General features: G+C 42.7%; 14 protein-coding genes and 1 pseudogene. 12 read left to right on the top strand and 3 right to left on the bottom strand.

Annotated features, from left to right (window positions below; genetic code table 11):
- Nucleotides 1-227 precede the first annotated feature (227 nt).
- From FIS9605_RS0134130 to FIS9605_RS0134120, 3 genes are all read left to right on the top strand, one after another.
- On the top strand, nt 228-1,535 hold the full coding sequence (locus FIS9605_RS0134130; protein WP_026736474.1) for an acetyl ornithine aminotransferase family protein: 1,308 nt from the start codon (nt 228-230) through the stop codon (nt 1,533-1,535).
- A gap of 77 nt (nt 1,536-1,612) precedes the next feature.
- Nucleotides 1,613-3,532: a sensor histidine kinase gene (locus FIS9605_RS39505; RefSeq protein ID WP_082209951.1), complete on the top strand. Its 1,920-nt coding sequence runs from the start codon at nt 1,613-1,615 to the stop codon at nt 3,530-3,532.
- On the top strand, nt 3,529-4,437 hold the full coding sequence (locus FIS9605_RS0134120; RefSeq protein WP_026736473.1) for a DUF1338 domain-containing protein: 909 nt from the start codon (nt 3,529-3,531) through the stop codon (nt 4,435-4,437). The genes FIS9605_RS39505 and FIS9605_RS0134120 overlap by 4 nt, the downstream gene beginning before the upstream one ends.
- 73 nt (nt 4,438-4,510) lie before the next feature.
- Here the strand turns inward: FIS9605_RS0134120 and FIS9605_RS0134115 are convergent, their stop codons facing one another.
- Both FIS9605_RS0134115 and murG read right to left on the bottom strand, forming a co-directional pair.
- A complete protein-coding gene (locus FIS9605_RS0134115; protein WP_026736472.1) occupies nt 4,511-4,753 on the bottom strand; it encodes a DUF6737 family protein in 243 nt (80 codons plus the stop codon).
- 14 nt (nt 4,754-4,767) lie between these two features.
- On the bottom strand, nt 4,768-5,841 hold the full coding sequence (murG, locus tag FIS9605_RS0134110) for an undecaprenyldiphospho-muramoylpentapeptide beta-N-acetylglucosaminyltransferase (protein ID WP_026736471.1): 1,074 nt from the start codon (nt 5,839-5,841) through the stop codon (nt 4,768-4,770).
- Between the two features lie 162 nt (nt 5,842-6,003).
- Between murG and FIS9605_RS0134105 the strand changes: the two genes are divergently transcribed.
- The 3 genes from FIS9605_RS0134105 (at nt 6,004) to FIS9605_RS0134095 (ending at nt 8,737) form a co-directional block, all read left to right on the top strand.
- Nucleotides 6,004-6,858 (top strand): hypothetical protein, encoded by an 855-nt coding sequence (locus FIS9605_RS0134105; protein WP_026736470.1) that lies wholly within the window; start codon nt 6,004-6,006, stop codon nt 6,856-6,858.
- 289 nt (nt 6,859-7,147) lie between these two features.
- The gene (locus FIS9605_RS0134100; RefSeq protein WP_026736469.1) at nt 7,148-7,945 is read left to right on the top strand and encodes an SDR family oxidoreductase; all 798 of its coding nucleotides are present in this window, start codon (nt 7,148-7,150) and stop codon (nt 7,943-7,945) included.
- 453 nt (nt 7,946-8,398) lie between these two features.
- Nucleotides 8,399-8,737: a hypothetical protein gene (locus FIS9605_RS0134095; RefSeq protein WP_026736468.1), complete on the top strand. Its 339-nt coding sequence runs from the start codon at nt 8,399-8,401 to the stop codon at nt 8,735-8,737.
- 273 nt (nt 8,738-9,010) lie between these two features.
- Here FIS9605_RS0134095 and FIS9605_RS0134090 read toward each other — a convergent pair whose 3' ends face one another.
- On the bottom strand, nt 9,011-9,763 hold the full coding sequence (locus tag FIS9605_RS0134090; RefSeq protein ID WP_026736467.1) for a DUF364 domain-containing protein: 753 nt from the start codon (nt 9,761-9,763) through the stop codon (nt 9,011-9,013).
- Nucleotides 9,764-9,976: 213 nt separating this feature from the next.
- On the opposite strand from FIS9605_RS0134090, the gene FIS9605_RS0134085 reads away from it, so the two are divergent.
- The 6 genes and pseudogenes from FIS9605_RS0134085 to FIS9605_RS39500 all read left to right on the top strand — a co-directional run.
- A complete protein-coding gene (locus FIS9605_RS0134085; protein WP_026736466.1) occupies nt 9,977-10,750 on the top strand; it encodes a ZIP family metal transporter in 774 nt (257 codons plus the stop codon).
- An 83-nt stretch (nt 10,751-10,833) separates the two neighbouring features.
- Complete coding sequence (locus FIS9605_RS0134080) at nt 10,834-11,229, top strand: VOC family protein (protein ID WP_026736465.1); 396 nt, start codon at nt 10,834-10,836, stop codon at nt 11,227-11,229.
- A gap of 67 nt (nt 11,230-11,296) precedes the next feature.
- A pseudogene (locus FIS9605_RS43645) lies at nt 11,297-11,386 on the top strand (short-chain dehydrogenase); the annotation flags it as partial.
- A 33-nt stretch (nt 11,387-11,419) separates the two neighbouring features.
- Nucleotides 11,420-11,545, top strand: coding sequence for a hypothetical protein (locus tag FIS9605_RS46380; protein ID WP_269321130.1), 126 nt, complete (start codon nt 11,420-11,422; stop codon nt 11,543-11,545).
- A 108-nt stretch (nt 11,546-11,653) separates the two neighbouring features.
- Entirely contained in the window at nt 11,654-11,896 is a 243-nt protein-coding gene (locus FIS9605_RS46885) for a hypothetical protein (RefSeq protein WP_442854701.1), read from the top strand.
- Between the two features lie 39 nt (nt 11,897-11,935).
- Nucleotides 11,936-12,310, top strand: a 375-nt coding sequence (locus FIS9605_RS39500) for a recombinase family protein (protein ID WP_035140770.1), incomplete at its 3' end; no start/stop codon positions are given.

Here is a 12,310-nt window from a genome sequence, read left to right as displayed (position 1 = left end):
TTGCGATACAAAAGAGCCTCTTTGTGTCTTAGTGTCTTAGTGTTTCAATAAATTCTTTTTTCACCACAAAGACACAAAGACACAAAGCTTGCCTAAGGGGCGCAGGGTAGGAACAGGTGGATGCCTGTTGTTGCTCCAATGCACTGCAAAAAGAATCACATGTTACTGCAAGTGACAGTACTTACACGTTTAATCATAAATTAACTTGAAAAAATTCTAAACAAATTATGTTAAGTATCTCTATTAACAGGCATTTACCACGATCGCCACGTTTAATTACTTCTTTACCAGGGCCGCGTGCTAGAGACATTGTCGAACGCGATCGCGCTGTCACTTCCCCTTCCTATACCCGTGACTATCCCTTAGTTGTGGCTCGTGGTGAGGGCTGTATGGTGGAAGATGTAGACGGCAATGTCTTTTTAGATATGACGGCGGGAATTGCTGTTACTGCCACAGGACACGCTCATCCGGAAGTTGTGCAGGCTGTGCAAGAGCAAGCTGCCAAGTTACTGCACATGTCGGGTACTGATTTTTACTATGAACCAATGGTGGAATTGGCGGAAAAGTTAGCTTCTCGTGCTCCTTTACCCCGTAATGCCAGAGTATTTTTTACCAATTCAGGTGCGGAATCTAATGAAGGTGCAATCAAACTGGCGAGATACTATACCGGACGTTCCCTAATTATTGCCTTTTTGGGAGCATTCCACGGACGCACATATGGAGCAATGTCTCTAACTGGTTCCAAAGCAGTGCAAAGAGCAAATTTTGGCCCTTTGCTTCCGGGGGTGACACATATTCCTTATGGCACTCACGCCAGTCTCGATTACCTAGAAAAACAGCTATTTCCGGCGATGCTAACACCACAAGAGGTAGCAGCAATTGTAGTTGAGCCAATTCAAGGCGAAGGTGGTTATATTGTGCCAGAGGATGGGTTTTTACAACGCATTCGCCAAATATGCGATCGCTATGGCATCCTCATGGTGGTGGATGAAGTGCAATCTGGAATGGGGCGTACCGGTCGGATGTTTGCAATTGAACATTGGGATGTCATGCCCGATATTATTACTACTGCCAAAGGAATTGCTAGTGGTTTACCTCTAGGAGCAATTCTCGCACGACCGGAAATCATGACCTGGCCGCCTGGTTCCCATGCTACCACCTTCGGCGGCAATCCCGTTGCTTGTGCTGCTGGGCTTGCGACTCTGCAACTACTAGAAAGCGGTTTGATGACAAACGCTGCCAAAATGGGGGAATTATTGCAAGCTGGTTTGGTGCGCTTGCATGAGCAGTTTCCCAGAGTTTCGCTACCGCGTGGTAAAGGTTTGATGGTGGCGATAGATTTATTTGATGATGAAGGTAATTACGATCCTAAATTGCGCGATCGCATTCTTCAAGAGGCTTTCTTGCATGGTTTATTGTTGCTTGGTTGTGGAAAAGCAGCAATTCGCTTTTGTCCACCGTTAGTTATTGATAGTGACCAAATTCAAATTGCCTTAAATATTATTAAGGTTGTGTTAAGTAATCTGGATTGCTAATTTACTGTAGTAACTATTACAAAATAATTGGGCATCCTAATGTTGAAGTCGTCAGAACTCAATTCAGGTTCTTTAGGATGCCACCAGATTACTCATCCTCATCACATCATTCAGATAATATTAAGAACAAACACTCTTCAGAGCCTGTATCAAATAGCTCGAAGCTTTGCAAAAATAGGTTTAGTCAGTGGCTGAACAATCTCAAAGTTGGTCAAAAGATTAGCTTTGGGTATATAGTGGCGCTAGGTATTGCCGTTGTTGGCACGAGTACTGGAATTTTCGTTGCTGAACGCCTACAACACAATGCTTGGGAGCAAGAAGATCATTCCCAGGAAATGATAGAACTGCTCAATCGCCTGCAAATTAGTGTTCTTCAGTCACGCACGCACCAACAAAAGCTCATTCCTCTCATCGCACAGCCAGAAAAGTTTCAGCAGGAATATACCTATGTGCTTGGGCATATGGCTACCATCAAGCACAACTGGTCTGAACTTAAGGATTTTATAGACTCGGACGCAGACGAAGTAAATACTAAAATTGTTCCCCGTTTTTTACAAACCAATATAGATGTTGCGGAGGAATACGCCCAACAACTACACAAGCTAGTACAACAGATTAATTTATCCAAACTCAAGTCGCCAGAGGAAATCGAGAAAGCTAGAAAATTACTCTTGGATTTCACAAATAGCCCTATAGCCGTCAAATTTGATGGTATTTCTGATGAACTAGCTGATTTAGTCAAAATTTCCTATGAGGAATACAGGAAAGCAGAAGATGCTTCCAGAAATTCATATGTGATTTTCTTGCTGATGATTGTGGGAAGTATGCTGTTTTCAGTGGCGATCGCCGCAATCTTAGCCACCTCCACCAGTCGTGTAATTACCCTTCCGTTAGAAGCCACAACCAAGGTAGCCCAGCAAGCTACCTTGGAAGATAATTTTGACCTGCAAACCTCCGTCACAACAAATGATGAACTGGGGATATTAGCATCTTCTTTGAACCAGCTGATCCAACGAGTTAAGGAACTATTACAACAGCAAAAGTTGAAAAATGAATATCTTCAACAAACCTTGCAAGAACTACAAAATACTCAAGCACAGCTGATTCAAAGCGAGAAAATGTCTAGCCTTGGTCAACTGGTTGCAGGAGTAGCACATGAAATTAATAACCCCGTCAGCTTTATTTATGGCAACCTCAGTTACATTAATGAATATACTCAAAATTTACTGCGACTACTGCAACTTTATCAGCAGCACTATCCTAATCCTTCCGAAGAAATCCAAAAAGAAATTGAGGCGAGTGAGCTTCATTTTCTCACCGAAGACCTGACAAAACTACTCACATCCATGCAAGTTGGAACGGAACGCATTCGGGAAATAGTGCTGTCGCTACGAAATTTCTCGCGCCTAGATGAAGCAGAATTCAAAAAAGTGGACATCCACGAAGGCATCGAGAGTACCTTGATGATTTTACAAAATCGTTTAAAGGCAGTAGGTAAACGCCCAGCTATTGAAATTGTCAAAGACTACGGTCAATTGCCCTTAGTTGAATGCTATCCAGGTCAACTCAATCAGGTATTTATGAATTTGCTGACAAATGCGATCGATGCTTTGGAAGAGTCATTTGTCAATCGTCATTTGTCATTGGTACACAACTCTGAACAAAGAACTAATGACAAAGGACTAATGACAACCCCGCAGATTCGCATCCGCACCAAAATTCAAGATAATTTCGTGTTAATCGGCATTGCCGACAATGGCCCGGGGATAAGTGAGAAAGCGCAAGCGAAACTATTCGACCCCTTTTTCACTACAAAACCTGTGGGCAAAGGCACTGGCTTGGGATTATCTATCAGTTACCAAATTATTACTAAAAAACATGGTGGGAAATTATACTGTGATTCCACACCAGGGAAAGGGGCAGAATTTGTCATCGAGATTCTCATAACACATAAATATTGCGCTACTGTTTATAAAGAAATTGGGATGCCCCTATGAAGCGCTTACTTGCTAATTATCTTTGGGAATTACTTTGGCAAGAATACAGCACCAGGGTAAGTTACGCCCGTACCTACGCACAAATGATAACTAATGCGGGTGGAACTGTTGCCAACGATCATATTGCTTTTCGATCTCTACGTATGACCGTGGATAGCCCACAAGGTAAGGTTAACCTGGGGATTGAGTATCTAGGAAAACTTGCTGAGGCTCTTGGTTACGAGGCGGCAGGAGAATATACTTTTAATGAAACCCATGTTTACGCCCGTCATTATCGCCATCCCCAACAAGAAGAATTTGACTTGCCTAAGTTATTTATTAGTGAATTGATTGTGGATGAATTGCCGAAAGAAATTATCCAACTCATCCACGAAACTGTAGGTGGCGTAAATTTGCTGAATTTCTCAGCAATAATGGATACTTTTAAACATGATACTCAACGCCTTGCCAAGGAACTCAAGAAAATTTTTACTCGTCCTTGGGAACCACCTCATATTTCTGTAGTGGAAAAAGTTAATAAAGCCACTCAGTATGGCGCTTGGGTACTGCTGCACGGTTACGCCGTCAACCACTTCACAGGCTACATCAACCGTCAAAACACAACAGAATATCCAGATATTGATATTACTGCTCGTAGTTTAGCTCAGCTGGGTGTACCGATGAAAGCAGAGATTGAAGGGGATGTCGCCTGTGGTTTGCGACAAACAGCGACGCAAGCAGTTACAGAGATTGTCACAGTGTTAGAAGATACCACTGATACAGAAATTCAAATTCCGTGGACATATGCTTATTACGAAATTGCCCAGCGCTACATGGTTGAAGAAGAACCGGGTAAGCAAGTTTTGTTTGATGCTTTCTTAGGGAAGAATGCTCAGCAGTTGTTTGAAATGACACGCTTACAGTAATTCGTTGTTTGTTGTTTGTTGTTTGTTGTTTGGAAAAATAAACCATCAACTACCAACTACCAACTACCAACAATTAACTTTCATCTGTTGGCAACTGATAGGAATCTAAAATACCACTGCGAATTATCAGTTGCGGCCAAATTAATAAGAAAAAGCCCATCCATACAAGTACAGGAATCGAGATCAGAACTGTTAACCAAACAGTCTTAAATATTAACCAGCTACTACCAATTAGCGTTACTCCTGTGAGTAGGATAGACCACGGCTGACACCACCAAGGTTTAAATTGCCAAGGACTTACAGGTTTTTCAGACATTTGTTTTCGTTTTTCTACCTCTCCACTACCTCACGCACCAATTGTGCCAACTTCTGGGCACTATCAGCTAGTGCGATCGCTTTTACTTTTTCTCCCATCGCCTGTAACTCTTGTGGTGACTGCAACAAGCGCAAAACCTCTGTTTGCAACTTCTCGGCTGTTAACTCTGACTGTTTAAACATTAACGCCGCATCGACTGAGGTAAACACTTGTGCATTGTAAGTTTGATGGTCTTCGGCTGCAAAGGGATAGGGAATTAAAATTGCAGGTATGCCACACACCGCCAATTCTGTTAAACTACCCGCGCCGGAACGACTAATGGCTAAATTTGCTCGTCGCAGCAACGCCGCCATGTTGTTATAAAAGGGCAAACAAATATACTGCGGATGCTTGAGGCTATCAGCTTCTGGATCGTTATCTCCTGTTAAATGCACAACCCACGCACCAGCATCAAACCAAGCTGTCGCACACTGGCGCACCAATTTATTAATCGCCACCGCGCCTTGACTACCACCAAAAACGACGATTAAAGGAACGTTTTCAGGAATGGGTAAATCCAGCGATGCTTCTATTCCTGGTTCTAAAAATTGCGATCGCACTGGCGTACTTGTATAGATAGTTTTAGCACGCGGTAAATATTTAGCAGCAACTTCAAATCCCAGCGCCACTGCACTACACCAAGGGCCGAAAAAGCGCGTGACTTTCCCTGGTAAGGCATTTGCTTCGTGGAGAATTACAGGTATACCCAGCGATCGCGCCGCAATTACTGCAGGCCCGGCAATATAGCCTCCAGTAGTAAATACTCCCTGAAATTTGCCTGTTTGTAACAGTTTTCTGACTTGCAGAACCGAACCAATAAGTTTACCTAAAGTCAGTAGCGATGAGATACCAAAACCCTTTTGAAACCCTTCAACAGAAATAGTATTCAATTTATACTGTTGGGGGACAAGCTGAGTTTCTAGTCGGTCGGGAACTCCCAACCATTCGATTTGATAATCAGGTAATTCCTGTGCTAAGGCGATCGCTGGAAACAAATGTCCGCCAGTTCCACTTGCAGCTATTAATAATCTTATCGGTGCGTTTACCATTTAATCACGACCATGTCAGCGTTCAGCTTCACTAAGATAAAACAATTTCCCTACTTTGTTGTAAAGTGTTTCGGAAATTCATCTGCAACGGTTTTGCTTCTGTAGGGTTTTACCCTCAAAGCCGGGAAATCTTATGTAGTCAAATTACCAACTTACTAAACAATGCGTAAATTAATCGCCTTTCTATTTAAACGCCAATCCCGCTTTCCATCCAGCCGTTGGGTACTTTTGTTCATGCTTACCATTGGTTTTACAACTGGTTGGAAATGCGCTCAAGCCAGTACACCAGGGAACTTGGTACAAGCCGAGAAACTCGTCCAAAGCACTACATCCCCAAAAGCACCTGCTGAACTAACCAACTTATTAGCGCAAATTGATGCAGCAGCAAACCAAGGTGATGTGAAAGGGGTGATGCAGTTCTACAGTCCCAACTTCACGCACGGCGATGGATTAAATCGCCAAACTATGGAACAAGCTTTAATTGCACTTTGGAAGCGATATCCGCAATTGAAATACACCACACAATTGCAATCTTGGCAATCGCGAGGTAATGTCACTATTGCTGACACAGTCACTAAAATTAGTGGTCTACCTTCTTCTAACAGTGAAAACTTGGCTATGTCAGCCACGATTAGATCGCGTCAGCAAATTTCAGGTGGAAAAATCGTCCGCCAAGACATTTTGTCGGAACGCACCCAAATTACCTCTGGTAGCAAGCCACCTCAAGTTGATTTTAAATTACCACAACAGGTAAAAGTTGGTCAAAAGTATAATTTTGACGCGATCCTCCTAGAACCTCTTGGTGATGAATATCTTTTAGGAGCAGCTTTGGAAGAACCAATTAAACCAAACAAATATCTCGGCCCTACACCCGTGGATTTGGAATTACTCTCATCTGGCGGAATATTTAAAGTTGGAAGCGCACCCTCTATGCCTGGTAGTCATTGGATTTCTGCGGTCATCATGCGGGGAGATGGCATGACAATGATCACACAGCGGATGCAAGTAGTGAAATAGTAATTATTAGTCCTTTGTCCTTTGTCATTTGTCATTAGTAAAAACAATGACAAATGACCAATGACCAATGACCCTTACGGGTACTCTGCGAGAAGCCCTACTCTGCGAGAAGCCGCCCTAACGGGCGTCTACGCAGTCGCTCATGGGGGGAACCCCCTTTCTGCACGCTGCTCACCGCCCTGCGGGCGTCTACGCCAGTCGTACCCTGCACCGAAGCCGCGCTGCGCGCGTCTACATGGGGGAGACCCCCTTTGGAGCGCGCTGGCTCACCAATGACAAATAACTAACAATGCTTTCTGTACAAAATCAAATCGTTTTTATTACTGGTGCAAGCAGTGGTATCGGTGCTGCTTGTGCCAAAATATTTGCTGGTGCTGGTGCGAAATTAATTTTGGCAGCGCGGCGTCAAGAACGTTTGCAAGAGTTGGCAGACAGTCTTGTAGAGACGCGCCATGGCGCGTCTCTACATGGCGCGTCTGGTCAGATTCATTTGTTACAGTTAGATGTGCGCGATCGCTCTGCCGTAGAATCAGCTATTTCTCACCTGCCTCCCTCTTGGTCTGACATTGATATTCTCATCAACAATGCAGGTTTAAGTCGGGGTTTAGATAAACTTCACGAAGCCAGTTTCCAAGACTGGGAAGAAATGATTGATACCAATATCAAGGGTTTACTCTACCTCACCCGTTATGTTGTTCCTGGTATGGTGAATCGCGATCGCGGTCATGTGGTCAATATTGGTTCAATCGCCGGACATCAAACCTATCCTGGAGGTAACGTTTACTGTGGTACGAAAGCAGCGGTTAAATCCATTTCTGAAGGTTTAAAACAAGATTTGTTAGGAACGTCTATCAGAGTGACTTCTGTTGACCCTGGTATGGTAGAAACGGAATTTAGCGAGGTGCGCTTTCACGGTGATACAGAACGTGCCGACAAGGTTTACCAAGGACTCACTCCTCTTACCGCAGATGATGTGGCTGATGTAGTGTTTTTCTGTGTCACTCGAGCAGCACATGTAAATATCAATGAAGTAATCCTGATGCCAGTAGATCAAGCCAGCACAACCCTAGTAAATCGGCGCAGTTGAAATTATGCAAAACTAGTTGTATTTCCTCTGACTTCAGCATACCTTTCTTTAGGTAAAAAACATACCTACAGATAGATTAACTGGTAACAGCTAAAGAGTTACTTAATCTATAGTAGCTCTGTTTTTTTTCGATCTTGCTTGTCTTTTATCTAAATAGGCCGGCACAAATAAACCTTTTGTTGATTGCTGGTAGTTGGTAGTTGATGGTTGGTGGGTTCTTGTTCCAAACAACTAACAACTAACAACTAACAAATAACTACCTTCATAGCTAATTAGTCTTGGCTTAACAGTTTTGTTTTGCCACAATTTATACAAACTAAATAAATTTTTCCTAAGCTAGCTGCAAGAGGGATGTATTCCTCAGATGCAACTAGCGAAACTATTTTTGCAGGCCATTGATAGCAGGTTAGCAATTATATACAGGGAACAGATTTAGTAAATTTTTGAAGCAAAATGCAGCAGCAAGAAACCATTATCGAGCAGCCTTTGAATCAGGCACCTTCTAATGCAGCATCGGCTCATCAATCCAGTATCGCAGTCATAGGTATTGTGTCAGCTTACCTTGGCTTTACAGTTTTGGTTATAGCTCTACTACGTTCTAACTTGAGTAAAGCTATACTTAATCGCATCTTTACTATTAAGCACAATCATCAAATTCCCTGCGGAAAATGTCAGTATTTTAAAAATAACCGATACCTCCAATGTGCAATACACCCTACCAAAGTTCTCAGTCAAGAAGCAATAAATTGCCCTGATTACTTGCCTCAGGACAAAAAACTTCCTCGTCAGTAGTTCACTAAAGAAGGCTGATAATAGGTAATGGGAAGTAGACTGTTACCAATGATCGCTTTATAAAGAGGGCAGGCTGAAAACCCTTGAAAGTTGGTCATTGCATCCCACTAACAGACGTATCACAATAAATATTCTCAATCTTGTAAAAGCTAGGGATGGGCAATCCCAAAGTAACGTTAGAGGACTGGCAGCCTCTACTCTAATTGGTGAAAACCTGTTAGAGCAAGTAACTAGGATGAACTAAAATCCCCTCGGCTGTTTTCCAGGAGAGTGTCAAAGTTCTAGAAGCCGATATTGCACCCCTGTGTCAAAAATTCTGATGCCTCCACCCTCGGCTATTGTCTGACGTAATGCCTCTGGATGGGTGACAGCAACACCTGCTAAATAATCGATCCCCATATCCGCTAAATCTGGCAACCAAGGTACAGTCGGTCCCATCAATACTAATTTCGCATTTTGCGATAAGTCAACCAAACGCGGAAATGTCTTATTTACAATAGAGGTTGCCGTAAGAAACACCCAATCTGCTTCGGGTAAAAGATACTCACAAGCGGTATCGGGTAAGTCCTGGGTATTCGGTTGACGTTCGAGTACCGTTAAGTCTATTTCTTGTTCATACTCAGATAGCCCAGGATAGCGCCCAATTACCACTACTCGTTTCCCCCGAATCAACGGTAGAAAATGCTCAAAAACAGCAAGATTCGCCGAACCTTTAGGTGAAAGCGGCTTTGCTTTCCAAACAAGTGGCGAAGATGGATTGATCGCAGCATTAATCGCTGCCATGCCAACAGTAGCTTGATAGCTATCCCACGATTGTAGCCAGGGTGCTAAATCTGCTAAAGCCATATTCACAAGTGTTCCTGACCAGGGTAAGGTGCGCGTTGGTTGATTAGGACTCATACACAACCCAATCCCATCTGCTTGGCACAATGTCCAGGTTAGCCCGATGATAATCTCTCGTACTAATAGATTCGTATGGCTTGACTTTAGCAGCAGATTATAGATTTGGCGTGGGTGTACTCTCATGGCTTAGTCTTTGATTACTGTGGTTACAATAACAGGATTACTAGCAAGCCTCAGTAACCAAAGAACTGAAAATAGAAAAATTACTCTCTTTAGCCATTTACAAATATTTACGTCGCAGGCAGGTTTTTTGCCTGCGATTTTTTTGAGAATAGTTGCAAGTTAAACTCATAACGATTATGATTTATGTATAAAGTTGGATAAAGAACCCCAGATATGGAAAGCCTTGTTATCGGTGCGATCGCCAGTTTATGTGCGGGACTTGCCACAGTAGTTGGTGCTTTACCGATTTTGTTACCAATCAATTTCACGCAGCGAGTGCAAGGAATAATGCTGGGGTTTGGTGGGGGAGTGATGTTAGCAGCGACATCGTTCTCGTTAATTGTACCGGGAACCGAAGCAGCTATTTCTCAAGGAGCATCGAAACCTAGTGCAGCTTTGATTATTGTTGTTGGCATACTGCTAGGCGGAGTGTTTTTGCAACTAGTGCATAAATTTTTACCTCACGAACACTTTTTCAAGGGTAAAGAAAATAGCCGTGGCAGTAATTTAAAGCGAATATGGCTATTTATTGCCGCAATTACTATTCACAACTTCCCTGAAGGATTGGCAGTAGGAGTGAATTTTGGCAACAACAATATTACAGATGGAATTCCCGTAGCGTTGGGTATTGGCTTGCAAAATATTCCAGAAGGTTTAGTAGTGGCATTATCTTTAGTAACCGAGCAATATTCAGCAGGTTATGCTTTGTGGGTTTCTCTACTTACGGGTTTAGTCGAACCAATTGGCGGTTTAATTGGTGCAGGAGTGGTAAGCATTGCCAATTTTATCTTGCCTTGGGCGATGGCATTTGCAGCCGGAGCAATGTTGTTTGTAATTAGTGATGAAATCATTCCCGAATCTCATCGCAAAGGATTAGAAAAAGAAGGAACTATCGGTGTGATGTTAGGCTTTGTAATCATGATGTTTTTGGATGTTGCCTTAGGGTAATTAATTACTTGTCGTTTGTCTTTACCTATGACCAATGACTAATGAATAATGACCAATGACTAATAATTCAAAAGGAGCGAAACATGAACTTTATTCGCTTTGAACACATTAACCTTTCTTGCGAAAATATAGATATCAGCAAAGAGTTTTATCAAACCTTGTTTCCTAATTGGTACGTACGCGCAGAAGGCGTATACAATGGCAGACGCTGGATGCATTTAGGTGATAACCAATTTTATCTTGCTCTTAATGATGAGCCTGAGCAAGAACATGTGCATATCGCCTATGAAAATATCGGTATAAATCACGTCGGTTTTGTGATTAAAGATGGCGAAGCCATGAAAGATTTGCTTGATGATGAAAAAATTGAATATTACATAATGTCAGCACCAGAAACCAAATACAGAATTTACATCAACGATCCCGACGGCAATGAAATAGAGCTAGTAGAATATAAACCAGACTACGCTCTCAAATAAATTGTAGGGTGCGTTACTTTGTCGCTAACGCACCCCAAATCTAACAATTTATTCATATAAAAACATCATGAGCACAACACAAAAAATTGCAGTAGTCACAGGTGCAAATCGCGGTTTAGGATTTGAAACTTCTCGGCAATTAGCTCAAAAAGGATATAACCAACAACTTTCATAATGAAGGTTTGCAGATATGAACAGATTACAAGGAAAGTATGCCTTAATCACAGGGGTATCACAAGGATTGGGACGGCAATTAGCAATTGATTTTGCTCATGAAGGAGCAGCGTGTGATTTGAGATTGATGCAGTTGTTGTGATACCAAACGAAACCATTACTTAATGCCCATCTCAAGAACCCATCAGCAAACTTAACTGACATAGAAGTAACTGATGTGATGCACCCACTATTTGGGCGAAGGTTTGCAGTGATATCCATATCAACCCCGCCAAGTGGTGAGGGTCATGCGGTAGTAGCCTATCGAGGTCATATGCGCTTACGCATTCCTTTATCAGCAACCCAATTAGCTCTCCCAAAACAGTATTTACGTACTAAGCTCACATTAGAGAGTGTGACTGAGTTAGTCACGTTAGCCAAACAATGTGAGGTTTTATGTCAATCCCACCCCGTGAGATCTGGGAACGCCTCACCCCAGCACTCCAAGAAGTAATCACAGACGAACTACAAACCGTCTTCCAGGAGGTAATTTATGAGTACCTCAGAGCTAGTAACACTCCAACACCTGAACCGCAAAGCGATAATCTACATTCGTCAGTCTACCCCACATCAATTAATCAGCAATCAGGAGAGTTTGCGTCTGCAATACGCTCTGCGTCAGCGAGCTATAGAACTGGGCTGGTCGGATAATAACATTGAGGTAATTGACACTGATCTAGGTATTACCGCCGCCAGCGCAGAACAGCGACCAGGCTTTAAAGAACTGTTAGCCCAGGTAACTTTAGGATTAGTAGGGATTATCCTCTCTTATGATGTTACTCGCCTGTCACGTAATTGCTCAGATTGGTATCCCTTGCTGGACTTGTGTGGTTACAGAGGTTGTTTGATTGCTGACAGAGATGGGGTT

Origin of the sequence: Fischerella sp. PCC 9605, assembly GCF_000517105.1 — a bacterium.
Lineage (GTDB): Bacteria > Cyanobacteriota > Cyanobacteriia > Cyanobacteriales > Nostocaceae > PCC9605.
The sequence above is the reverse complement of the archived record's forward strand: the minus strand, read 5'-3'. Positions and strand labels throughout refer to the sequence as shown.